General features: G+C 40.4%; 25 protein-coding genes. 22 read left to right on the top strand and 3 right to left on the bottom strand.

The features are described 5' to 3' along the window. Nucleotides 1–620 precede the first annotated feature (620 nt). From rpmH to NST01_RS19275, 11 genes are all read left to right on the top strand, one after another. Nucleotides 621–755 carry a 50S ribosomal protein L34 gene (gene rpmH, locus NST01_RS19325; protein WP_008360908.1) on the top strand — a complete coding sequence of 45 codons (135 nt, stop codon included), beginning with the start codon at nucleotides 621–623 and terminating at the stop codon, nucleotides 753–755. A 78-nt stretch (nucleotides 756–833) separates the two neighbouring features. Further along, nucleotides 834–1,193 (top strand): ribonuclease P protein component, encoded by a 360-nt coding sequence (gene rnpA, locus NST01_RS19320; RefSeq protein WP_008347592.1) that lies wholly within the window; start codon nucleotides 834–836, stop codon nucleotides 1,191–1,193. A 158-nt stretch (nucleotides 1,194–1,351) separates the two neighbouring features. Beyond that, a complete protein-coding gene (spoIIIJ, locus tag NST01_RS19315; protein WP_089374159.1) occupies nucleotides 1,352–2,134 on the top strand; it encodes a YidC family membrane integrase SpoIIIJ in 783 nt (260 codons plus the stop codon). Then, entirely contained in the window at nucleotides 2,131–2,754 is a 624-nt protein-coding gene (gene jag, locus NST01_RS19310) for an RNA-binding cell elongation regulator Jag/EloR (RefSeq protein ID WP_050826820.1), read from the top strand. The genes spoIIIJ and jag overlap by 4 nt, the downstream gene beginning before the upstream one ends. Nucleotides 2,755–3,156: 402 nt before the next feature. After that, entirely contained in the window at nucleotides 3,157–4,536 is a 1,380-nt protein-coding gene (mnmE, locus tag NST01_RS19305) for a tRNA uridine-5-carboxymethylaminomethyl(34) synthesis GTPase MnmE (RefSeq protein ID WP_017359868.1), read from the top strand. A gap of 17 nt (nucleotides 4,537–4,553) precedes the next feature. Beyond that, the gene (gene mnmG / locus NST01_RS19300; protein ID WP_050826819.1) at nucleotides 4,554–6,440 is read left to right on the top strand and encodes a tRNA uridine-5-carboxymethylaminomethyl(34) synthesis enzyme MnmG; all 1,887 of its coding nucleotides are present in this window, start codon (nucleotides 4,554–4,556) and stop codon (nucleotides 6,438–6,440) included. Between the two features lie 13 nt (nucleotides 6,441–6,453). Next, a complete protein-coding gene (gene rsmG / locus NST01_RS19295; RefSeq protein WP_007497477.1) occupies nucleotides 6,454–7,173 on the top strand; it encodes a 16S rRNA (guanine(527)-N(7))-methyltransferase RsmG in 720 nt (239 codons plus the stop codon). A gap of 105 nt (nucleotides 7,174–7,278) precedes the next feature. Further along, nucleotides 7,279–8,154: a nucleoid occlusion protein gene (gene noc, locus NST01_RS19290; RefSeq protein WP_024718432.1), complete on the top strand. Its 876-nt coding sequence runs from the start codon at nucleotides 7,279–7,281 to the stop codon at nucleotides 8,152–8,154. Nucleotides 8,155–8,283: 129 nt separating this feature from the next. Next, a complete protein-coding gene (locus NST01_RS19285) occupies nucleotides 8,284–9,117 on the top strand; it encodes a YiiX/YebB-like N1pC/P60 family cysteine hydrolase (protein ID WP_017359870.1) in 834 nt (277 codons plus the stop codon). A gap of 238 nt (nucleotides 9,118–9,355) precedes the next feature. Further along, nucleotides 9,356–10,117, top strand: a complete 762-nt coding sequence (gene soj, locus NST01_RS19280; RefSeq protein ID WP_008360890.1) for a sporulation initiation inhibitor protein Soj — start codon at nucleotides 9,356–9,358, stop codon at nucleotides 10,115–10,117. Next, nucleotides 10,110–10,964 (top strand): ParB/RepB/Spo0J family partition protein, encoded by an 855-nt coding sequence (locus NST01_RS19275; RefSeq protein WP_035390144.1) that lies wholly within the window; start codon nucleotides 10,110–10,112, stop codon nucleotides 10,962–10,964. Before soj ends, NST01_RS19275 begins: the two co-directional genes overlap by 8 nt. 25 nt (nucleotides 10,965–10,989) lie before the next feature. On the opposite strand, the gene yyaC is transcribed toward NST01_RS19275, so the two are convergent. Further along, complete coding sequence (gene yyaC, locus NST01_RS19270; protein WP_050826818.1) at nucleotides 10,990–11,616, bottom strand: spore protease YyaC; 627 nt, start codon at nucleotides 11,614–11,616, stop codon at nucleotides 10,990–10,992. Between the two features lie 72 nt (nucleotides 11,617–11,688). On the opposite strand from yyaC, the gene NST01_RS19265 reads away from it, so the two are divergent. After that, nucleotides 11,689–12,744: a YkvI family membrane protein gene (locus NST01_RS19265; protein WP_079919768.1), complete on the top strand. Its 1,056-nt coding sequence runs from the start codon at nucleotides 11,689–11,691 to the stop codon at nucleotides 12,742–12,744. Nucleotides 12,745–12,769: 25 nt separating this feature from the next. On the opposite strand, the gene NST01_RS19260 is transcribed toward NST01_RS19265, so the two are convergent. Both NST01_RS19260 and NST01_RS19255 read right to left on the bottom strand, forming a co-directional pair. Continuing rightward, the gene (locus tag NST01_RS19260) at nucleotides 12,770–13,180 is read right to left on the bottom strand and encodes a hypothetical protein (protein WP_035390143.1); all 411 of its coding nucleotides are present in this window, start codon (nucleotides 13,178–13,180) and stop codon (nucleotides 12,770–12,772) included. 15 nt (nucleotides 13,181–13,195) lie between these two features. Beyond that, complete coding sequence (locus tag NST01_RS19255; RefSeq protein WP_050826817.1) at nucleotides 13,196–14,515, bottom strand: hydrolase; 1,320 nt, start codon at nucleotides 14,513–14,515, stop codon at nucleotides 13,196–13,198. Between the two features lie 294 nt (nucleotides 14,516–14,809). On the opposite strand from NST01_RS19255, the gene NST01_RS19250 reads away from it, so the two are divergent. The 10 genes from NST01_RS19250 (at nucleotide 14,810) to wrbA (ending at nucleotide 22,718) form a co-directional block, all read left to right on the top strand. Then, nucleotides 14,810–15,016: a DUF951 domain-containing protein gene (locus NST01_RS19250; protein ID WP_008347561.1), complete on the top strand. Its 207-nt coding sequence runs from the start codon at nucleotides 14,810–14,812 to the stop codon at nucleotides 15,014–15,016. Between the two features lie 215 nt (nucleotides 15,017–15,231). After that, nucleotides 15,232–16,332, top strand: coding sequence for a redox-regulated ATPase YchF (gene ychF / locus NST01_RS19245; protein ID WP_007497458.1), 1,101 nt, complete (start codon nucleotides 15,232–15,234; stop codon nucleotides 16,330–16,332). Between the two features lie 108 nt (nucleotides 16,333–16,440). Continuing rightward, nucleotides 16,441–16,728, top strand: coding sequence for a 30S ribosomal protein S6 (rpsF, locus tag NST01_RS19240; protein WP_008347557.1), 288 nt, complete (start codon nucleotides 16,441–16,443; stop codon nucleotides 16,726–16,728). Between the two features lie 36 nt (nucleotides 16,729–16,764). Next, nucleotides 16,765–17,307, top strand: coding sequence for a single-stranded DNA-binding protein SsbA (gene ssbA, locus NST01_RS19235; protein ID WP_007497456.1), 543 nt, complete (start codon nucleotides 16,765–16,767; stop codon nucleotides 17,305–17,307). A 41-nt stretch (nucleotides 17,308–17,348) separates the two neighbouring features. Then, nucleotides 17,349–17,588 carry a 30S ribosomal protein S18 gene (gene rpsR / locus NST01_RS19230; protein ID WP_008347556.1) on the top strand — a complete coding sequence of 80 codons (240 nt, stop codon included), beginning with the start codon at nucleotides 17,349–17,351 and terminating at the stop codon, nucleotides 17,586–17,588. A 201-nt stretch (nucleotides 17,589–17,789) separates the two neighbouring features. Continuing rightward, a complete protein-coding gene (locus tag NST01_RS19225) occupies nucleotides 17,790–18,755 on the top strand; it encodes an ABC transporter ATP-binding protein (protein ID WP_326114718.1) in 966 nt (321 codons plus the stop codon). Further along, nucleotides 18,748–20,265 carry an ABC transporter permease/substrate-binding protein gene (locus NST01_RS19220; protein ID WP_008347552.1) on the top strand — a complete coding sequence of 506 codons (1,518 nt, stop codon included), beginning with the start codon at nucleotides 18,748–18,750 and terminating at the stop codon, nucleotides 20,263–20,265. The genes NST01_RS19225 and NST01_RS19220 overlap by 8 nt, the downstream gene beginning before the upstream one ends. 190 nt (nucleotides 20,266–20,455) lie before the next feature. Further along, nucleotides 20,456–21,427, top strand: coding sequence for a ring-cleaving dioxygenase (locus NST01_RS19215; protein WP_171465983.1), 972 nt, complete (start codon nucleotides 20,456–20,458; stop codon nucleotides 21,425–21,427). Beyond that, the gene (locus NST01_RS19210) at nucleotides 21,424–22,035 is read left to right on the top strand and encodes an alpha/beta hydrolase (protein WP_024718443.1); all 612 of its coding nucleotides are present in this window, start codon (nucleotides 21,424–21,426) and stop codon (nucleotides 22,033–22,035) included. The genes NST01_RS19215 and NST01_RS19210 overlap by 4 nt, the downstream gene beginning before the upstream one ends. 59 nt (nucleotides 22,036–22,094) lie before the next feature. Continuing rightward, complete coding sequence (gene wrbA / locus NST01_RS19205) at nucleotides 22,095–22,718, top strand: NAD(P)H:quinone oxidoreductase (RefSeq protein ID WP_045034926.1); 624 nt, start codon at nucleotides 22,095–22,097, stop codon at nucleotides 22,716–22,718. Nucleotides 22,719–22,733: the final 15 nt, after the last annotated feature.

The raw sequence follows: 22,733 nt of genomic DNA, 5'->3' as shown, positions 1-22,733 counted from the left end.
AAGGCTTCTCCCCCCTCCTTTTCTTTTTAAAATGACCAGTATCAAACTGTTATAGAACACGAAAAAGAGCAAATGGTCATCACCATTCGTGCACATACTTTGTTGAAAACAATTAATATAGTAGAAAAACGTCTTTTCGACAAATTACACAGGTTGTGGATAAACAATTCAACAAGCTGTGTAATAACTTTCCACAGGTTATCCACAAATTGTGGATAAGATAAATAGGCCAGATAAGTAATTAAGAGTTAAAACACAAATATAATATCAAAATAAACAAGATGGTGCAATGGGTGTCACAAACTTATCCACACACTTTACATCCTGTTGAAAAATAATTATCCACATAGGTTATTTGTGTGAAAAAAATGTCGATAATGGATGTGGATAGTCAAAATATGCCGGAAAAATATCCACAATCTTGTTTTGAAGGTTTTTTTGAAGGAAAAAAAGAATAAAATGCTGGAAACTAAAAAAGAAGGTTTCTTCACTTGATAACTTGTGTTATGCTTATAAGGTTGATAATAAGAGTTTTATCATTGATATTGACAATCGATGGGTTACACAAATATAATGAGTTAGACTGTCTTAAACAGCTATTCCTCAGGGAGGTGTCATAAATGAAAAGAACGTTTCAACCAAATAACCGTAAGCGTAGTAAAGTTCATGGCTTCCGCAGCCGTATGAGTTCTAAAAACGGACGTCTAGTTTTAAAGCGACGCCGCAGCAAAGGTAGAAAAAAATTATCAGCTTAGGCCACTGAATAATGTCAGTGGTCTTTTTTACATAAAATCGTAAATGAACTGTCAGTTTTTATCGGAGTGGAAGAAAACATGAAGAAGCGAAACAGGCTAAAAAAAAATGAAGAGTTTCAAACAGTGTTCAAAAAAGGTCAATCAATGGCTAATCGCCAATTCGTCATTTATCAGCTGGACCAACCAAATCAAGAAGAACTGCGTTTAGGATTGTCTGTCAGTAAAAAGATAGGGAATGCAGTGATAAGAAACCGGATTAAACGACTGATCCGTCAGGTGTTCTTAGAGGAAGGTCATAAGCTAAAGCAAGAAAAAGACTACATTGTTATCGCACGAAAACCAGCAAGCGAATTGACCTTTGAAGAAACAAAGAAGTCTCTCCAGCATTTATTTAGAAAATCCGCTGTTTATCAACAACAACCGAAAAAGTCTTCGTAATAGAAACTTTCGTTGAATCAATTTTTAAAAGCGCTTCCTTCATCTAGTGAATTAAAATGAAACCACCACTTTGTAATGAAAAAATGTTACCATACTGATTAGGTGAGTCACTTTCGTAATCAATTCCAACTTAAATAAAGTTTGAAGTAATGGGAGGAATCTTGTTGAAAAGGCGATTATTACTAATATTTAGCTTGATTGGCGTGTTGGTTCTATTGGCAGGATGTACACAAATCAATGAACCAATCACATCAGATAGTAAGGGATTCTGGAATTCTTACATTGTATACCCGCTATCTCAATTAATCACTTACATGGCAAACTTAACTGGTGAAAACTATGGTGTAGCGATTATTATCGTAACTCTTTTAATTCGTTTGCTTATTTTACCATTAATGATTAAACAATTAAGAAGTACAAAAGCAATGCAAGCACTTCAGCCAGAACTAAAGAAGCTTCGTGAAAAATATAGTTCAAAAGATCAAAAAACACAGCAACAGCTTCAACAGGAAACAATGGCTCTTTTCCAAAAGAATGGTGTAAATCCATTAGCAGGGTGTTTCCCAATCTTAATTCAAATGCCAATCTTAATTGGTTTTTATCATGCGATCATGAGAACAGCTGAAATCAAGAAACATACTTTCTTATGGTTTGACTTAGGCAGTCCAGATCCATTATTCCTGCTACCGATTATTGCAGGTGTAGCTACTTTTATTCAGCAGAAGCTAATGATGGCTGGAAATCCTTCGGACAACCCTCAAATGGCGATTATGCTTTGGGTGATGCCAATTATGATCATTGTATTTGCAATCAGTTTCCCAGCGGCACTTTCACTGTACTGGGTTGTAGGTAACATTTTCATGATCATTCAAACTTTGGTCATTAAAACACCTCAAGTAAAAGTTGATACAAAAGAAAAAGCTGGCGGGAACAAAAAATGAAGGAAATAACTGCTGTCGGTCGCACAGTCGAAGAAGCAGTAGATTCCGGACTGAAACAAATTCAACTACTACAAGAAGAAGTAGATATCACAATAGTAGATGAAGGAAACAAAGGGTTTTTAGGATTATTTGGTAAAAGACAAGCTGTTGTCAAGTTAGTAGAAAAGCGAGATGCGCTCAAATTAGCAACACAGTATTTAGATAAAATTGTTAAATCAATTGATCCTAAAGCAAACATTGTTTCGAAAAAAGAAACGAAAAAGATTTCTTTTCACATTAATGGAGACAAAACTTCATTAATGATTGGAAAAAGAGGACAAACACTGTACTCTTTAGAAACCTTGGTGCAGTTAGTGTTTAATCGTTATTCTGATCAGTATCATCATATTACAATTGATATTGGAGATTATAGGAAGAAACGACAAGAAGCACTTGAACAATATGCAATCAAAACGGCAAACCGTGTTTTAAAAACGAAGAGAAAGGTTCATTTAGAACCGATGCCTTCGAATGAACGAAAAGTCGTTCATGATACGATTGCAGCATTTTCTAAAGAACTTGCCACGGCATCTGAAGATACGGGCACCAAGCGTCATGTTGTGGTGTTTTATAAAAAATAGCAGAAAGGCTAAGATTCAGCAAAGCTGGATTTTAGTCTTTTTTTATTGAAAAATTACCTTTTAATAGTAGATTCCTCCTTTATTTCTAAAAAGTTAGTGTGTTATTTAGATCGAAAACGTCATTTTCCCTTAGTTGCAAAGGGAGAAGGACGTTTTAATTTATTGGATTTAGGTGTAAGATGTGAAGACAAGTTTAGAACGTCGTTATTCACATGTGGATAAGTTAAGTGTTAAAATAGACAGGGTGCAAAACTGTGGATAATTAAATGTGGGCTACTTTCGCTTCGCATGCATTTGTGGTATCTTTAAATTTTGGATTAAGCGTTTTTGATATAGAGATGGACAACGTCCATTTAATAGATATAAGACTGTCTATTGAATAGAGAAAGAGGTGAATGAGCGGTGGATACAATTGCAGCAATTTCTACACCAATGGGTGAAGGGGCAATTGCCATTATACGTTTAAGCGGGCCTGATGCAGTTCAGATTGCTGATCGCATGTATAAGGGGCCTAAGGAGAAAAAACTTGTATCAGTGGATTCTCATACCATTCATTATGGTCATATTGTAGATTCAAGTACCGAGCAAGTGATAGAAGAGGTCATGGTGTCTGTATTAAGAGCACCAAAAACATTTACGAGAGAAGACGTTATTGAGATCAACTGCCATGGCGGAATTGTCACGGTCAATAAAGTCTTGCAGCTTGCTTTAAAAGAAGGAGCGAGATTAGCGGAGCCAGGTGAGTTTACAAAACGTGCTTTCCTAAATGGAAGAATCGACTTGTCACAAGCAGAAGCCGTAATGGACTTGATTCGTGCAAAGACTGACCGTGCGATGAATGTCGCAATGACTCAAATGGAGGGACGTCTCTCCGGTTTGATTAAACGTCTTCGTGGTGAGATATTGGAGACACTTGCCCATGTAGAAGTGAATATTGATTATCCAGAGTATGACGATGTGGAAGAAATGACACATCGAGTCTTAGTTGAAAAGGCGACATCTGTGAAAAAGGAAATTGAATCGCTTCTAACGACTTCACAGCAGGGGAAAATCCTACGTGAGGGTTTATCTACTGTTATTATTGGAAGGCCAAATGTTGGGAAGTCTTCCTTATTAAATAGTCTTGTTCAGGAAACAAAGGCGATTGTGACCGATATTCCTGGAACAACCAGAGATGTCATCGAGGAATATGTGAATGTAAGAGGAGTGCCGCTCCGTTTAGTAGATACTGCAGGTATACGTGAGACTGAAGACATTGTTGAGCGTATTGGGGTCGAACGATCAAGACAGGTCTTAAAAGAAGCTGACCTGATTTTACTTGTGCTCAATTATAGTGAAGAGTTATCTGAGGAAGATATTAAGCTATTTGAGGCTGTCTCGGGTATGGATATTATTGTGATTGTCAATAAGACTGATCTTGAGCCTAAACTTGATGTAGAAAAAGTAAAAGAGTTAGCGAAAGATCGTCCAGTCGTGACAACATCTTTATTACAAGAAAAAGGGATTGATGAGCTTGAAATGGCCATTCAATCTTTATTCTTCACTGGCTCAATTGAAAGTGGAGATTTAACGTATGTAAGCAATACTAGGCATATTGCGCTCCTTCAAGAAGCAAAACAATCGATTGAGGATGCTCTAGAAGGAATTGAAATGGATGTACCGATCGACATTGTTCAAATAGATTTAACACGCTGTTGGGAGCAGCTAGGTGAAATTATTGGGGATGCTGTTCATGAAAGCTTAATTGATCAGTTATTCTCTCAATTCTGTTTAGGAAAGTAAAGGGAGGAACAAAAGAAATGGGTTATGAAGCTGGCCAATATGATGTAATCGTCGTCGGTGCCGGTCATGCTGGTGTTGAGGCTGCTCTTGCTTCTGCAAGACAGGGCGCCAAAACACTTGTATTGACCATCAATCTCGATATGGTTGCTTTTATGCCATGTAATCCGTCCGTAGGAGGTCCCGCTAAAGGGATTGTCGTCAGAGAAATTGATGCGCTAGGCGGGGAAATGGCACGAAATATAGATAAGACGCATATTCAAATGCGTATGCTGAATACTGGGAAAGGACCTGCTGTCCGTGCGTTAAGAGCGCAAGCAGATAAGTTTCAATATCAGCACGAAATGAAAAAAACAATGGAAAATGAACCAAACCTAACAATGCTGCAAGGGATGGTAGACCATTTAATTGTAGAAGATGATGAATGTAAAGGTGTTGTGACTCAAACAGGTGCAAATTATCGCGCGAAGTCTGTTGTTCTAACGACTGGTACTTTCTTAAAAGGCCGCATTATTTTAGGGGATCTTTCTTATTCAAGCGGTCCTAATAATCAGCAGCCTTCCATTAAATTATCGGATCATCTAGCAGAATTAGGATTCGATTTGGTTCGCTTTAAAACTGGGACACCACCTCGAGTAAACAGCCACTCGATTGATTATAGTAAGACGGAAATTCAACCAGGTGACGATGTACCACGTGCGTTTTCTTATGAAACTGTGGAATATATTACAGATCAATTACCATGCTGGTTAACATACACGAGTTTAGAGACTCATCAAATTATTGATGAGAATCTTCACCGTTCTCCTATGTATTCAGGTATGATTAAAGGAACAGGTCCTAGATACTGCCCGTCTATTGAGGATAAGGTGGTTCGTTTTAATGATAAACCGAGACATCAAATTTTCTTAGAGCCAGAAGGCCGTAATACGCAAGAAGTGTATGTTCAAGGTTTATCTACAAGTCTGCCAGAGGATGTACAGCAGCGAATGCTGTCAACCATTCCAGGGCTTGAAAATGTACAAATGATGCGAGCGGGTTATGCCATTGAGTATGATGCGATTGTGCCTACACAATTGTGGCCGACACTTGAGACGAAGAAAATTTCTGGATTATATACAGCTGGCCAAATTAATGGTACCTCTGGTTATGAGGAAGCTGCAGGTCAAGGAATTATGGCAGGTATCAATGCAGGAAGAAAAGCATTGGGTAAAGAAGAAGTCATTTTAAGCCGATCTGATGCATATATCGGTGTTCTCATTGATGATCTTGTCACGAAGGGTACAAATGAACCTTACCGTCTTTTAACTTCTCGTGCAGAGTACCGCTTACTTCTGCGTCATGACAATGCTGATTTAAGATTAACGGAACTTGGATATAACATTGGTTTAATTTCTAAAGAGAGATTCCAAGCATTCACACAGAAAAAAGAGGCTATTGAAGCAGAGAAAAAACGTTTATATTCTGTCATTATTAAACCTACAGCAGAGACACAGGAATATATCCGTTCTCTTGGTGGAAGTGAATTGAAGGACGGTATTCGCGCTAGTGATCTGATGAAGCGTCCAGAGATGAACTATGAATCTGTTGTGAAACTAGCTCCTGCTGACACACCGCTTCCTGCTGATGTGTGTGAACAGGTAGAGATTCAAATTAAATATGAAGGTTATATTGAAAAGTCGCTCCAACAAGTTGAAAAGCTGAAAAAGATGGAAAACAAAAAGATTCCGGATCGAATTGATTATGATGCCATCAAAGGGATTGCAACTGAAGCGAAGCAAAAGCTAAAAGAAGTCCGACCGCTTTCTGTTGCACAGGCTTCTCGTATTTCAGGCGTTAACCCTGCTGATATTTCTATCCTTTTAGTGTATTTGGAGCAGGGACGTATTGCGAAGATAGCAGAGTAGAAAGGATGTCGGCATGAACATTGAACAATTTACAGCAGCACTAGAGGAGAAAGGGATCACTCTTTCTCCAGTGCAGCTTGAACAATTTGAAACTTACTTCCATATGCTTGTAGAATGGAACGAGAAGATGAATTTAACGTCCATTACAGAAAAGGAAGAAGTATATTTAAAGCATTTTTATGACTCGATATCAGCAGCATTTTTTATTGATTTTCACAATGTGACAACAATTTGTGATATTGGAGCTGGTGCTGGTTTTCCAAGCATTCCTCTTAAAATTTGTTTCCCTCATCTACATGTGACCATTGTTGATTCTCTCCAGAAACGCATTACGTTTCTCAATGAGTTAGCAAAAGGGTTAAACTTACAAGATACTACTTTTTATCATGATCGTGCGGAGACCTTTGGACAACGTAAAGATCAACGTGAAAGCTATGACCTTGTCACCGCTAGAGCAGTTGCGCGCTTATCTGTCTTGAGCGAACTATGCCTGCCTCTTGTGAAAAAGGAAGGTTTGTTTGTTGCATTAAAAGCATCTGCTGCAGATGAAGAGATGCAAGCAGGAAAAAAAGCCGTCACTGTCCTCGGAGGAGAGGTTGTTGAAAAGCATTCCTTTGTTCTTCCTTTAGAAGAAAGCGAACGGAACATCATTGTCATTGAAAAGAAAAAACAAACACCAAAAAAATATCCTAGAAAACCAGGAACACCTAATAAATCACCAATAGAGGGTTGATCATGTAAAAGGTCGGTTTTTCTTCAATATTTATGATTTTACAGAAGGAAAAAACATGAGAAAATAGAATTATAAAAAGGTAGTTTTTAAAGGTGGTGTAGGTTCATGAAGCATTCACTCTCACGCTTCTTCGGGCTTGGTGACAAAGAACATCCAGAGCGTGATACCGAAATAGAGGCAGAGATTGCTGAGCATGAAACATTAAAGGAAGAGATACAGGAGCTCCCGGTCGACACAATTATGCCTAACCGTTTTCAGCCACGCACCATTTTTTCAGAAGAAAAGATACAGGAGCTGGCCACAACCATTCATACCCATGGCATTATTCAACCGATTGTTGTTAGACCAACAGAAGAAGAAGGAAAATATGAACTGATCGCCGGCGAAAGACGTTGGAGAGCGGTACAAACTCTTCAATGGGAGAAGATCCCCGCTATTATAAAAGATTTTACTGATACGGAAACGGCATCTGTGGCATTGATTGAAAATTTGCAAAGAGAAGAGCTGTCTGCAATTGAAGAGGCTCATGCTTATGCACGTCTTTTAGAGCTTCATGATTTAACGCAAGAAGCGCTTGCTCAGCGTTTAGGTAAGGGACAATCGACTGTTGCAAACAAACTAAGACTTTTAAAGTTGCCTGAAGAGGTACAGCAAGCCATTTTGGAGAAAAAAATCTCTGAGAGGCATGCCCGTTCACTTGTACCTCTAAAGCTTCCAGAATTACAAATCACGCTGTTGCAGGAAATCATTGAAAAGCAGCTAAATGTGAAACAGACTGAAGAGCGTGTAGTGAAGATGCTTGAACAAAAAACAGATCGCAAACCGAAGCCGAAACGTAAGGCGTTTAGCCGAGATACGCGAATTGCGATGAATACCATTCGTCAGTCTCTCCATATGGTAGAAGATAGCGGACTTAAAATAAATACCGAGGAAGAAGAATTTGAGGAATATATCCAATTAACCATTCGCATTCCTAAATAGAAAAAAGCTGATGAGCATTACTCGTCAGCTTTTTTTGTCTTTCCATCCCTTAAATTCATGATATTTACTTATTATTAATTAATTGGTAAAATATGATTTTCATAGTAGAAGGGAGGTGACATATAACCAATGAAAATGAAAAAGACTATTTTTGCTATTATCTGTTATTTACTAATCTCTTTTTCTCTTTTTTCAAATGAAACGACTGTGTTTGCTGTGAGCACGTCAACGAATCATGATACTCATTCAGCGGAAGAAACGATTACAAAAGAAGAACTCAGTGCTCTGAAGAAACAAGGTGTGGTTTCGACAGATGTAACGGTTCAACAATTAAATCAAGAGCAAGCGTCTCAGGACGATGCGATCGATGTCATCACAGCTGATGATGATTTGGAGAACTATGGCTTACGGCAAAACAAACAGGATGAAATGGTAACAGATGAAAGGCCGAATACCATTCGCCATCTTTTTGGTAAACCGTATCCTGGAACCGATATTATGCCTCAAAAAGGGGATATATTGGTGACGAGCACTGGTGCTTTGAATGGTTTAATTGGTCATGCAGGCATCGTCATTAATGAGAAAAGCTATGCATCCATTCCTGGGTTCCGGCAGCATCCAAATATTGATTCCATTCAAAGCTGGTTTCGCTATAGTGCCAATACAAAGGTGATTCGGATTAATCATCAGGAAAAGGCAGATTTAGCTGGGGATTGGGCGCACGATTACGTGAAAGACCATCCGAAGGCTCGATATTCGATCACTATGTCTATTCAATCCTTGGACCCTACTTATTGTTCAAAGATTGTATGGCAGGCTTACGCGAAAACCGGGGACGCTGTTGGACATGCCACATTTACCATTAAAGCACCCTATGGGTTTTTGAAAAAGAAGAACTATAAAACAGTGACACCTAAAGTCATTGTGAGCGAAGGCCGTAAAATTGGCGGGTTAAACTTTTGATTGTATCTCCCTCACTTTTCATGAAAAGTGGGGGTTTTTTGTCTCGTTATTTTCTTCAAAAAGATATATTAATATATCTTCTAAGCGCGTTTTTATGCATCTATCCATGTACGGAAACACAGATTCATTCACGAATTTATAATGGAGAAACAAAAAAAGCAAACGTTTCATACTTTTTTTGATAGAATAGGAAGTATGAATGAATGAGAAACTTGTTAAGTTGAAAGTGGGTGACATCGTGGGGAAAATCATAGCGATTACCAACCAGAAGGGCGGCGTTGGGAAGACGACAACTTCTGTTAATTTGGGTGCGTGTTTAGCATACATAGGAAAACGAGTGTTGTTAGTTGATATTGATCCGCAGGGAAATGCCACGAGTGGTATTGGGATTGAGAAGGCCGATGTAGAGAAGTGCGTGTACGATATTTTAGTAGACGATGCAGATGTACTTGATGTGATTAAGACGACAGAGGTCGAAAATCTTGATGTCATTCCTGCGACGATACAGCTTGCAGGGGCGGAAATTGAGCTTGTGCCTACGATCTCACGTGAAGTGAGGCTGAAAAGAGCACTTGAATCTGTGAAGCAAAATTATGATTATATGATTATTGACTGCCCGCCATCACTTGGGTTACTGACGATTAATGCGTTAACTGCATCCGATTCTGTTTTAATACCGGTTCAGTGTGAATATTATGCACTTGAAGGATTGAGTCAATTGTTGAATACGGTTCGTCTTGTGCAGAAACATCTAAATACCGACCTTGCCATTGAAGGTGTCTTACTGACAATGCTTGATGCAAGAACAAATCTTGGAATCCAAGTCATCGAAGAAGTAAAAAAATACTTTAGAGATAAAGTCTATCAGACTGTGATTCCGAGGAATGTGAGACTAAGTGAAGCGCCTAGTCATGGGAAACCTATTATCTTGTATGATCCACGTTCAAGAGGTGCAGATGTCTATTTAGACTTAGCAAAGGAAGTGGACGCGAATGGCTAAAGGTCTTGGAAAGGGTATTAATGCGCTATTTAACAATGTGGATGCCAATGAAGAAACTGTCGAAGAAATTAAGTTGAAGGATTTGCGCCCAAACCCTTATCAGCCAAGGAAAACGTTTGATGATGATGCATTGTCTGATCTCAAAGAATCAATTCAGCAGCACGGTGTTTTACAGCCGATTATTGTTCGTAAATCGATTAAAGGATATGACATTGTTGCAGGAGAACGCCGTTTCCGTGCAGCACAACAAGCTGGTTTGACAACGATTCCTGCGATCGTCAGGGAATTTTCAGAAACACTGATGAGGGAGATCGCTCTTTTAGAAAACTTACAGCGCGAGGATTTATCTCCATTAGAGGAAGCGGAAGCCTATGCCTCCTTACTAGATCACTTAAGTGTGACTCAGGAGGAATTAGCTAAGCGATTAGGCAAAAGCAGACCGCATATTGCGAACCACCTTCGTTTATTAACATTACCGGATGAAGTACAAAAGCTGATTGCGGATGGAACATTATCCATGGGACATGGACGCACGCTGCTTAGTTTGAAAAACAAAAAGAAGCTGGCGCCATTGGTAAAGAAGGTCGTGGACGAAGGATTAAATGTCCGTCAGGTTGAGAAACTTGTTCAGCAATTAAATGAAAATGTTCCACGTGAAACAAAGAAAAAAGAAGCACCAAAGGATCGCATGTTGAAAGAAAGAGAATCTTTCTTACAAAATTACTTTGGTACTTCAGTGACGATCAAGAAACAGAAGAAAAAAGGGAAAATTGAGATTGAATTTCTCTCAAATGAAGATTTAGAAAGAATCCTTGAATTGCTTTCTACGAGAGAATCATCGGAATGACCATCTTGATATGAGATGGTCTTTTTTATATTCTTCCCGTGATATTTTGAATAGGGGTGAAGAGAGAACGGCTTTTTTCTCTCGTCCAATCCATTTGATCAATGTGGGATAGACTTTCAGACAGTGTATTGGCCATAGACATCACAAGATGAAGACGTGTGTTTTGGAGAACGAAGTATTCCATAAAACCGCTCACGTTGACGATTCCATTAATATGAATATTGCCTACTTCTGGAAGATCTTTTTGCACACCTGCACCGGGCTTTAACGGTCCTTCTCCAATTTGAAACGATCCTACACTTTTCACTCTCCCTAAACAGGCATCAACGGCTACGATAAATGGATGTTTATGAGCTTGTTCAATTTCAGCGAGCTTTTCCTTTAAATTGACCGCATGCACTGGGTCAGAGAGAGTGCCGTATACATGCATCTTTTTTAAATCCAGACCTGAAAGCTTTGTTCCTACAAGTGGACCTAGAGAGTCACCGGTTGAGCGGTCTGTTCCTATGCAGACGATGGCAACGGGTCTTTTTCCTGCTTTCTGAAGATGCGAGAATAAAATACTTTTAAGCTGCTGAATGGCATTTGTATCCGTATGGGACACGTATTCTTTCACCCTATTTCTTAAAAAAAGACCGTTCTTGCTATTCATAGGTCTCACTTCCTTGTCATAGTAGTTAGTAACAGTATACGGAAACAAGCTTAATTCTATACCTATGAGGTGATGATTGTGTGGAAGGCTGGTTCAAGGTGGACGCTTTTAATTTTAGGAAGCTTGATAGGAGCGGGATATGCCTCCGGTCAAGAAATTTGGCAGTTTTTTGGCCTTGATAGCGGACTAGCCATTCTACTGTTTACGCTCATGTTTATGCTGTCGACCTATGTGGTGTTAAAAATCAGTTATGAGGTGCGTGCTGATCATTTTGTGCCGGTGTTAGAGCGTCTTGTAGGTCCTTGGCTGGCCAAGGTGTATGATATTTTAATTGTTCTTTATCTATTCACGACAACAACAGTCATGATTGCCGGTGGCGGGGTGACACTTGAGATGTATCATGTGCCATTTTGGGTTGGAATCGGTGCATTTTGTTTATTCTCATTTATGATTTTTTTCTGGGATGTGAAAGGACTCTTATCTGTGAATGCCTTCATTATACCAATTTTGGTGGCGGGGCTCATCTATGCGTTTGTTTTTTATTATATGAATCATGATCATATGTGGAGAATTGATTTTGGCCAGCAATACAATTGGCCTGCTAGTATCGTCTTTGCTTCTTTGAATATATTATCTGTTGTGGCGGTGCTATCTTCAGTGGGGAAAGAAATGAAGGGGCTTGGAGAGGCCAAGGTTGCAAGTATATTAAGCGGTTTGATTTTTGGAGTCATTTCTTATGTGTATAACGAAATACTAGTTGATATTTCTGGGAGTCTTTCAGCAGAAGGGATTCCTTTGTTTACAGTATTAGAGGGGGCACCAACATCATTGTTTGTGTTTATGACCATTGTTCTTTGTTTAGCGATTTATACAACAACCGCTGCGGGATTATTTGGTTTATCCAGCCGCATGCTCTCTTTTGTACGAATGCCCCGCTGGTTCATTGTATTCATCATGCTTCTTTTGATGGCACCTTTAACCTCTCTTGGATTTGCTGATTTGATTGCTTTCTTGTATCCGATTTACAGCTTGCTCAATCTTTATTTGCTTGTCTGTTTAATGCTGTATCCGATTTTAAGTAAAAAGATATTTTTCCGTTCTAAAAATTATACTGATAAAATAAAATAAACACCTCTCTTTTAAAGAGAAGTGCTTATTTTATCCGAATGGAATCAATCGCTTCCTTGATATCGTCATATACAGGCATGTGCTGGAGACGCTGCATGCGTTCCTCTATTTCTGAGATGGCTTGTCCCTTTAAATGCTGGGATACGTGCTGTTTGACAATGGTTGTCTGGTTTATCATGTCTTCGGTTTTGGACAATTGGTACTCCAAGTGCATGCGTGTGTTTGCCAATTCATCGTGAAGCCGCATTTTCAGCAATCGCTTTAAATCTTTTCGTTGTCCTTCTCTGCGCATGGCCTGAATAGCGGCAATTTCTTCAGGTGATTGCGATTGTGTTTGTGGTGCAGATTGACTTTCGAATACAGACATGGAGCGGCGGGCACTCACATTTTGCAAGAAACGCTGGGCGTCACTAGGAGGTTTATTTTGATTGATCATATGTCGACTCCTTTCTTAACGAATACCCATTTGCATCGCAAGGCGTCTATCTGCCTTGGCATAGTCATCACCCATTGTGTACATATGTCTTGAAAGGGTGGAAAGTTCTTGTTCGTAGTCTCTCAAGGTGTACAAGGCATTCAGTTGTTTTTCATGAGAATAAAAGGATGATTGCGGCTGCTCCATCCTTACTTCCTCTAACAGTGCTTCTACATCGCTATGGGTTAATAAATCATAGTGACCAAAGCCGACAAGTCCTTTCAGCTCTTGTTTTACATGATGGACGGCATCTTTGACACTATCATCAATTCCATCTATTTTCTCAAATACAGTGTGTACTTCATGTTCAATAATACTTTGTAGATCATAAGATGAATTTTTTAGTAAATGGGATTTTATGATAATTTCAATCCCGTTTTGTGCATATGCACGGCCTGAATGGATGTCTTGTAAAAGCATCGCTGTAAAACTTGTATTGTGATCAAGCTGTTCATCTAAAATACGAGCGGTTCCATTCGAATGGAATGAATGCCCATTTACTTTAAAATCTCCTGAAACGAGAGCTAAAAATGCATTTGTATCAAATGATTCGTTCCACTCTATATTCATTGATGCAAAAGCTGATCTTAAAAAGGTGTCAATTTCTCTTGGTTTATATTTTATGGATTCTTGGACCGATCCCTGCTCCCGGGGCGGTACGGTGTACTTGACTTGTCCAACTCCATGATCATGGCGATTGAGTAAACCTACATAATGATTGGGTTGAATATATTCTGTGAGAACATGGCTATATTTTCCTTCTACTGCTTTTTGCTGAATGGAAGGTGCCAGGCTGCTCCATATATTTGGGCTATCGAATGTGATGGCTTTTTTGACAGCTGGCTGTTCTGTCGCAATGTAAGCACAAACAGCACCGGCAAGCGCTTGTCCAGTGAGATAGATGGTTGCATTCGGGTGCTTCTGACAGACGTCCTTGATGTATTCCTTCCCTTTAAAAAAGACATGATCTTGTTTCCCGGCTAAGGATTTTCTTTCAATGGGGTAGGCATAATCCGTTTTTAACAATGATTGGGTAGCCGTTTGAACATCTTGTGTCGATGTCACCGTCATTTGTTTTGGCAGAGGACAGTGAAACGCGACAATGAACTCATCTGACTGTTCCTGCTGCATCGTTAAACCATATAATTGATGATCTATTTTTAGAAAATCGTTGACAGTGAGCGTATGCTGACCTACTTCTATCGTATGGTTCTGCTGGTAATTCTCTGCGTTTCCAGCGTGATCGGATATGATTTTATAATCTTTGTCGGTTAATCTATCCTTTCGATTGACCATCGTACCTGCTCCCTCACATAACATTTATGCAGATATCATAAATCAAAAAATATGGAAAAACCACAGCGTTCTACCAATAAAAACCTTTTGACCTACAGTGTTTGTGACAATATTGAAAAAAAGCGGAGTTTAAGTAACTATTGGTCACAAATAAAATGATCTAAAAGAAGGGTTTTTTCTATAAAAAAGAACGGGATTGATACATGACAGCGGCTCTTTATTTTGTGCATTGCTCTCTATCGGCATTTTTTTGTACAATAGATTTAATGAAGTGAGCAAGAGAGGTGAATGCTGATGGCAGACAAAGCATTTGGGTTACATGACGTCGTTGAAATGAAAAAACCCCATCCATGTGGTGCCAATCGGTGGAAAGTCATTCGTTTGGGCATGGATATTCGTATTAAATGCGAAGGGTGCGGGCACAGCGTGATGATCCCAAGAAGAGATTTTGAACGAAAAATGAAGAAAATTCTCGTCAAGCATGAGGAGCCAACTGCTTAAGTAGGCCTCATGCTTTTTTGATGAAATTTGTCTTTTGTTCAGAGAAACAGATGCAATTTCTTATTTTAAAGCTCCGATTTAGTCTTTTTGGTAATGTTTCTTCTATTGAAAATGCATGATGGTTAGCTTGTCTTTTCATGTAAACCTACTTATAATTGCTCTAGGTTCATATTACGCAGTATAACGAGCACGTTTCATATAGAGGAGATGAAAGAATGGCTTTAACAGCTGGTATTGTTGGCTTACCTAACGTCGGGAAGTCAACGCTATTTAATGCAATTACACAGGCTGGAGCGGAGTCTGCTAACTATCCGTTCTGTACCATTGATCCAAACGTCGGAATTGTAGAAGTTCCAGACGAGCGTTTGCAAAAACTGACAGAATTAGTGCAGCCAAAAAAGACAGTTCCGACTGCTTTCGAATTCACTGATATTGCTGGTATTGTGAAAGGTGCATCTAAAGGAGAAGGTTTAGGGAATAAATTCCTTTCTCACATTCGTCAAGTAGATGCAATCTGTCACGTGGTGAGAGCATTTGCTGATGATAACATTACACATGTGTCAGGTAAGGTTGACCCAGTGTCAGATATTGAAACGATTAATTTAGAATTGATTTTGGCTGATCTAGAAACGGTTGAAAAGCGTTTAACTCGTGTGAGTAAGCTAGCGAAACAAAAAGATAAGGAAGCGGTAGCTGAATTTGATATTTTGGAAAAGCTGAAGGACGCATTTGAAGCTGGAAAATCTGCAAGATCGGTTGAATTTACAGATGAGCAGCAGAAGCTTGTGAAGCAACTTCATTTACTCACGTCAAAACCTATTCTGTATGTAGCAAATGTGAGTGAGGACGAAGTAGCAGATCAGGACGGAAACGAATATGTACAGCAAATTCGTGAGTTTGCATCTGGCGAAAACGCTGAAGTCATCGTCGTTTGTGCGAAGATTGAGTCTGAAATTGCAGAGCTTGAAGGAGAAGAGAAGCAAATGTTCCTTGAAGAGCTTGGCATTAAAGAATCAGGTCTAGATCAGTTGATTAAAGCGTCTTATTCACTTCTAGGTTTAGCTACGTATTTCACAGCAGGTGAGCAAGAAGTACGTGCTTGGACATTTAAAAAAGGAATGAAGGCGCCGGAATGTGCTGGAATCATTCATACGGACTTCGAGCGTGGATTTATTCGTGCTGAAACGGTTGCTTATGAAGATTTACTAGCTGGCGGAAGTATGTCTGCTGCAAAAGAAGCAGGAAAAGTTCGTTTAGAAGGTAAAGAATATATAGTGAAAGATGGAGACGTTATTCATTTCCGTTTTAACGTATAGGTTCTTGTCATAGGCCAAGTAATTTGTTATAATATACAATTGTGAGTAATATAATTTATTGCTCCTTGCCCGTATAGGGCCGCTTAGACCAAAAGGAGGTGCAATCAGATGAGAAAGTACGAAGTTATGTACATCATCCGCCCAACAGTTGACGATGAGGCTAAAAAAGCAGTTATCGACCGTTTTAATAACGTGTTAACTTCTAACGGTGCGGAGATCACTGGAACAAAGGATTGGGGTAAACGTCGTCTTGCATACGAAATCAACGATTTCCGTGAAGGCTTCTACCAAATCGTAAACGTTCAATCTGACGCTGCAGCAGTTCAAGAATTTGACCGCTTAGCTAAGATCAGTGACGATATCATTCGCCACATTGTTGTTAAAGAAGAAGAATAAATCATTGAAATATATATTTAAAGGTGGTCTTTCAATATGCTAAACCGTGTTGTATTGGTCGGAAGACTAACAAAAGACCCTGAGCTTCGCTACACGCCTAATGGTGCGGCTGTAGCCACGTTTACTCTAGCTGTGAATCGTACGTTTACGAATCAATCTGGAGAGCGTGAAGCCGATTTCATTAACTGTGTTACTTGGAGAAGACAAGCCGAGAACGTGGCTAATTTCTTGAAAAAAGGAAGTCTTGCCGGTGTAGACGGTCGCTTGCAAACAAGAAACTATGAAAACCAGCAAGGACAGCGTGTCTTCGTGACAGAAGTTCAAGCTGAAAGTGTTCAATTTCTTGAGCCTAAAAGCGGCGGTGCTGGTTCAGGTGGATACAGCGGCGGTGGCAATAGCGGAGGCCAGTATTATGGCGGTAGCCAAAATGATCAGAATCCATTTGGAAATGAACCAAGTCAAAATCCATATGGCAATCAAAACAACCAAAATCGTAATCAGGGAAATAGTTTCAATGATGACCCATTTGCGAATGATGGTAAACCGATTGACATCTCCGATGATGATTTGCCATTCTAATTGATCTGAAAAAAATGACCAAAGGAAAGGTGTGAAAACAAATGGCAGGTGGACGCAGAGGCGGTCGTGCGAAACGTCGTAAAGTATGTTTCTTTACTTCTAACGGAATCACGCACATCGATTACAAAGATGTTGATCTTCTTAGAAAGTTTGTTTCTGAGCGTGGTAAAATTTTACCTCGTCGTGTAACAGGAACTAGCGCTAAGTATCAACGTAAATTGACATTAGCGATTAAAAAATCACGTCAAATGGCATTACTTCCATACGTTACTGGTGAGTAAGTCGTTGACTTAAAAGCGAAGGGCCTTGAGCTCTTCGCTTTTTTTTTATTTGTCTCACTTTTATGAGAAAGCCGTTTCTGGCAGTCTAACTAGGGGAAGTATGTAAAAAGAGAGTCAACGTGACAGTTTGTTCTATACAAATACTAGGTTAATCTGTCATATTGGTATTTTAAAATATACTTGCAGTCAGGGCGTGGGAAGATGATTGAATTTAAGAATGTATCGATGCAGTTTTCTGATGACCGCTATGCCGTTCAATCTGTTGATTTGGAGATTCAGAAAGGTGAATTTTTTGTATTGATTGGACCTAGTGGAAGCGGGAAAACGACGACTTTGAAAATGATCAATCGTCTCATCTCTTCTACAGAAGGTGAGATTTACATAAAGGGTCGAACCATCAGCGATTATGATATTTATGAGCTGCGCTGGGATATTGGTTATGTGCTTCAGCAAATAGCGTTGTTCCCTCATATGACCATAGAAGAGAATATTGCTGTAGTGCCAGAGCTGAAACAATGGAAGCGGACTGAGACGAATCAGCGTGTTGATGAGTTGATGTTCATGGTGGGGCTTGAGCCTTCTACCTATCGACATCGAAAGCCAGCAGAGCTTTCAGGAGGACAGCAGCAGCGAGTCGGCGTAGCACGGGCACTTGCTGCTGATCCTGAGATTGTCCTAATGGATGAACCTTTTAGTGCGTTAGATCCACTGACGAGAGAGAAATTACAAGATGATCTGCTTGAGTTACAGCGCCGTATTCAAAAGACCATCGTTTTTGTGACACATGATATGCAGGAAGCCATGAAGCTTGGAGATCGAATATGTGTGATGAATGAAGGAAAAGTGGTGCAGGTTGGACGCCCAGAGGAATTGATTCAGCATCCAGTTACTCCATTTGTGCGGGAGTTTGTTTCAGGAGCTGCCCGTCATGTAGACCATCAAGCATTTGAGCTGACAACTATTTATCAGCCCATGCCTCAAGATGATCTGTTAGGCGATGAGGCGGTCTCCATCCATGCGACGCTGGAAGAGGTTCTATCTCGACTGGCAGAGCATGAAGAGCTTGTTGTTGAAAAGGATGGGGAACGGATCGGGCTCATCACTCGTCAAGCGGTGATTCAGTATTTAGCCGGTACTTCTGCTGAGAGGGGCGAGACACATGAATGAATGGACCAGTGTGCTATGGGCTCGAAAAGATCAGCTCGGACACGCCTTACTTGAGCATATTCAAATTTCCTTCATTGCGTTATTTCTAGCGATTTTGATTGCCATTCCTTTAGGGATTTATTTAACGAGAGTCCCTAAGATAGCAGAGTGGATCATTGGGGTGACGGCTGTCTTGCAGACAATTCCGTCTTTGGCGCTGCTTGGACTGCTGATTCCTCTCGTTGGGATTGGTCAAGTGCCCGCAATTATCGCTCTTGTCGTCTATGCTCTTCTTCCTATTTTAAGGAACACATATACAGGCATTCGTGAGGTCGATCCGTCGCTGCGAGAAGCGGCGCTCGCTATGGGAATGAATCACCGCAAACGCTTATTAAAAGTAGAACTCCCTCTTGCTATGCCGGTGATCATGGCAGGTATCCGAACGGGGATGGTCCTGATTGTAGGGACAGCCACTCTTGCAGCTCTTATTGGGGCAGGTGGATTAGGGAGTCTGATTTTGCTTGGAATTGATCGAAATGATATGTCTTTGATCATCATTGGTGCTATTCCAGCTGCATTACTTGCGCTCTTATTTGATGTGGTCTTGCGGACACTTGAGAAAATCTCCTTTAAAAAAACGGTGATCTCTGTGACGGTCTTTGCTGTAATAGCAGGAGCAGTTGTCGCTGCCCCATTGCTGTTTCAACAAGAAAAGAAAGAGATCACCATTGGAGGGAAGCTGGGGTCAGAGCCTGAAATTTTGATCTCCATGTATAAGCTTTTAATTGAGCAGGATACAGATATCCAAGTCAATCTTAAGCCTGGTCTTGGTAAGACGTCCTTTGTTTTTCAAGCACTGCGGTCTGGTGATATTGACATCTATCCTGAATTTACAGGGACAGCGATTTCTGAATTTCTGAAAGAAACAGCGAAAAGCACGGATAAGGAAAAAGTGTATGAGCAAGCGCGCCAAGGTTTGGCGTCATCCTTTCAGCTTCAGCTTCTTCAGCCGATGGCTTATAACAATACATATGCTTTAGCCGTGCCTCAATCACTAGCGGATCAATATGATTTATCAAAGATTTCAGATCTGGGTCAAATCAAGAATCGTATACGTGCTGGCTTTACTTTAGAGTTTTCTGATCGTCAGGATGGATATTTAGGCATTCAAAAAGCTTATCAGTTTTCTTTTGACGATGTGGTCACGATGGAACCGAAACTTCGATATCGCGCCATTCAAAAAGGGAATATTCAGTTGGTCGATGCGTATTCGACAGACAGTGAATTGAGACAATACAAATTGAAGGTGCTTGATGATGATAAGCATGTTTTCCCGCCCTATCAAGGAGCGCCCTTGCTAAGACAGGAGACATTAAAAGAGTATCCTGAGATTGAGGCCTCTCTCAACAAGCTCGCTGGTCAAATCACAGATGATGAGATGAGAGAAATGAATTACGAAGTCAATGTGAAGGGGAAAGATGCATTCCAAGTAGCTGAAGCCTATTTAAAAAAGAAAAAATTGCTTCAATAATCAAGGGAAAGCAGGTCTGCTATATACAAAGCGGCCTGCTTTTGAAAAGAAAAAAACAAAAATCATTGACATCTATTTCAAAAAGGAATATCCTTAATTCGAGATAAATATATTTTTTGGTCATATATCTCGAATTCGAGATAATATAAAAGCGTCAGTCAAGACATAATGAGTAGGGACATGTTACGTCATGAAGAGGAGGTCATTAGAAGTGAAGAAAACAGCAGGAATTCACCATATCACAGCAATTGTTGGTCATCCTCAGGAGAACGTTGATTTTTATGCAAGTGTTTTAGGTCTGCGTCTCGTGAAAAAGACCGTCAATTTTGATGATCCAGGCACATACCATTTATATTTTGGAAATGAAGGAGGTTCTCCAGGTACCATTATTACGTTTTTCCCTTGGCCAGGTGCACAAAAGGGACAAATTGGAGCAGGTCAAGTAGGTGTGACAACATATGTCGTACCGACCGGTGCCTTCTCTTTTTGGAAGGAACGGCTTGAGCAGTTTGACGTTTCTTATGAAATGATTGAACGTTTTGGTGAGGCCTTTCTCTCATTTGAAGATCCGCACGGTTTATTGATAGAACTTGTAGAGCGTGAAGAAGGAAAACAGAATGACTGGACATTTAATGGGGTAACACCAGAAGTAGCGATTAAAGGATTTGGTGGAGCTGTTTTATTAACTTCACAGCCTGAGCAAACGATGCAGCTGCTAGAGCAAACGATGGGACTTGAAAAAGTCGGCACTGAAGGAGATTATGTGAGATTCCGTTCGTTTGGAGAAATCGGCAATGTCATTGATGTGAACAAGACACCTGTTGCACGAGGACGTATGGGCGTGGGTGTTGTACATCATATTGCGTGGAGAGCAACAGATGATCAGGATCAATTAGATTGGCAAAGACATGTGGCGCAAAGCGGATATCAAGTGACGCCTGTGCAAGATCGAAATTATTTCAATGCGATTTATTTTAGAGAGCTTGGCGGCATATTATTTGAGATTGCGACCGATCCTCCAGGGTTTGCACATGATGAATCTGTGGAAACGATGGGTGAAGCGTTGAAACTGCCACCGCAATATGAGGCGCAGCGTAGTCAAATTGAACAAATCGTGCTGCCGATTGAGGTAAGAGAAATCAAAGGGAAAGGAGATTCATGATGAAGCATCTTTTTCAAAAAGGAAAGAATGAACAAAAACCTGTCCTTCTCATGCTGCATGGAACTGGCGGGACAGAGCAAGACTTATTGCCGCTTGCAGAAGTGGTAGATCCTGAAGCATCTGTTCTTAGTGTGAGAGGAAATGTATCAGAAAACGGCATGCCGCGTTTTTTCAGGCGTTTGGCAGAGGGTGTTTTTGATGAGCAAGATTTAATTGAGCGTACAGAGGAATTATATACATTTATCGGGGAAGCAGCAGATAAGTATGGATTTGATCGTCACAATGTGGTAGCCATCGGCTATTCAAACGGGGCGAATATTGCTGGAAGTCTGTTATTCCATTACGGAGATGCGCTGAAAGGAGCGATCCTGCATCATCCTATGGTCCCAAGACGAGGGGTTTCATTACCTTCATTAGCGGGGAAACAAGTCTTTATAGCAGCTGGTGAAAATGACCCAATGTGTCGCCCTGAGGAATCTCAGGAACTAGAGCAACTGCTTCAGGAGGCGGGAGCATCCGTAACGCTTCATTGGGAAAATCGTGGACATCAGCTAACGAGAGAAGAAGTCGATGCTGCGGCATTGTGGTATCGTCGTCAATTTAAATAAGGTGGGGAATACAGGTGGGATTTTTACAGAAGCTATTTGGGCAAACCAAACAAAAGGAGATGGAACAAGTGGAAAACGTAAAACTAGCGATTATTTATTATAGTTCAACAGGTACAAACTATCAGATGGCAAAATGGGCTGAGGCTGGAGCGAAAGAAGCTGGTGCTGAAGTCAAAATTTTAAAGGTTCCTGAATTGGCACCAGAAGCAGTTGTTGCATCAAATCCAGCATGGAAAGCACATTTAGATGAAACAAAAGATGTCCCTGAGGTTCAGTTAAGTGACTTAGAGTGGGCAGATGCCATTATTTTCAGCATGCCGACACGTTTCGGTAACTTACCGGCTCAAATGAAGCAATTCTTAGACACAACAGGCGGTTTATGGTTCCAAGGGAAACTAGCAAACAAAGCAGTGAGTGCGATGACATCTGCACAAAACCCAAATGGCGGACAGGAGCAGACAGTTCTGAGCCTGTATACAACGATGTTCCACTGGGGAGCCATTATTGCCGCTCCTGGATACACGGATGATTCCCTATACGGCGCAGGGGGTAACCCTTACGGTGTGAGTGTGACTGTTGACCAAAATGGAAAGATCCAAGAGGATGCAGAAGCAGCCGCAAAACATCAGGCGAAACGTACAGTCAATGTAGCAGAATGGATCAAAAAAGGTCAAAACGCTTAATAGATGTATACAAAA

The sequence above is a fragment of the Bacillus sp. FSL R7-0166 genome, from assembly GCF_038008935.1.
Lineage (GTDB): Bacteria > Bacillota > Bacilli > Bacillales > Bacillaceae > Bacillus > Bacillus altitudinis.
Note: the sequence above shows the minus strand (reverse complement) of the source record. Positions and strands in the feature narration are given on the sequence as shown.

Bases quoted from the DNA above. Each gene is read 5' to 3' on its own strand.
- rpmH (WP_008360908.1), top strand. From the start codon at position 621: ATGAAAAGAACGTTTCAACCAAATAACCGTAAGCGTAGTAAAGTTCAT.
- rnpA (WP_008347592.1), top strand. From the start codon at position 834: ATGAAGAAGCGAAACAGGCTAAAAAAAAATGAAGAGTTTCAAACAGTG.
- jag (WP_050826820.1), top strand. From the start codon at position 2,131: ATGAAGGAAATAACTGCTGTCGGTCGCACAGTCGAAGAAGCAGTAGAT.
- mnmG (WP_050826819.1), top strand. From the start codon at position 4,554: ATGGGTTATGAAGCTGGCCAATATGATGTAATCGTCGTCGGTGCCGGT.
- rsmG (WP_007497477.1), top strand. From the start codon at position 6,454: ATGAACATTGAACAATTTACAGCAGCACTAGAGGAGAAAGGGATCACT.
- noc (WP_024718432.1), top strand. From the start codon at position 7,279: ATGAAGCATTCACTCTCACGCTTCTTCGGGCTTGGTGACAAAGAACAT.
- NST01_RS19285 (WP_017359870.1), top strand. From the start codon at position 8,284: ATGAAAATGAAAAAGACTATTTTTGCTATTATCTGTTATTTACTAATC.
- NST01_RS19275 (WP_035390144.1), top strand. From the start codon at position 10,110: ATGGCTAAAGGTCTTGGAAAGGGTATTAATGCGCTATTTAACAATGTG.
- yyaC (WP_050826818.1), bottom strand. From the start codon at position 11,616: ATGAATAGCAAGAACGGTCTTTTTTTAAGAAATAGGGTGAAAGAATAC.
- NST01_RS19265 (WP_079919768.1), top strand. From the start codon at position 11,689: ATGATTGTGTGGAAGGCTGGTTCAAGGTGGACGCTTTTAATTTTAGGA.
- NST01_RS19260 (WP_035390143.1), bottom strand. From the start codon at position 13,180: ATGATCAATCAAAATAAACCTCCTAGTGACGCCCAGCGTTTCTTGCAA.
- NST01_RS19255 (WP_050826817.1), bottom strand. From the start codon at position 14,515: ATGGTCAATCGAAAGGATAGATTAACCGACAAAGATTATAAAATCATA.
- NST01_RS19250 (WP_008347561.1), top strand. From the start codon at position 14,810: ATGGCAGACAAAGCATTTGGGTTACATGACGTCGTTGAAATGAAAAAA.
- ychF (WP_007497458.1), top strand. From the start codon at position 15,232: ATGGCTTTAACAGCTGGTATTGTTGGCTTACCTAACGTCGGGAAGTCA.
- rpsF (WP_008347557.1), top strand. From the start codon at position 16,441: ATGAGAAAGTACGAAGTTATGTACATCATCCGCCCAACAGTTGACGAT.
- ssbA (WP_007497456.1), top strand. From the start codon at position 16,765: ATGCTAAACCGTGTTGTATTGGTCGGAAGACTAACAAAAGACCCTGAG.
- rpsR (WP_008347556.1), top strand. From the start codon at position 17,349: ATGGCAGGTGGACGCAGAGGCGGTCGTGCGAAACGTCGTAAAGTATGT.
- NST01_RS19225 (WP_326114718.1), top strand. From the start codon at position 17,790: ATGATTGAATTTAAGAATGTATCGATGCAGTTTTCTGATGACCGCTAT.
- NST01_RS19220 (WP_008347552.1), top strand. From the start codon at position 18,748: ATGAATGAATGGACCAGTGTGCTATGGGCTCGAAAAGATCAGCTCGGA.
- NST01_RS19215 (WP_171465983.1), top strand. From the start codon at position 20,456: ATGAAGAGGAGGTCATTAGAAGTGAAGAAAACAGCAGGAATTCACCAT.
- NST01_RS19210 (WP_024718443.1), top strand. From the start codon at position 21,424: ATGATGAAGCATCTTTTTCAAAAAGGAAAGAATGAACAAAAACCTGTC.
- wrbA (WP_045034926.1), top strand. From the start codon at position 22,095: ATGGAACAAGTGGAAAACGTAAAACTAGCGATTATTTATTATAGTTCA.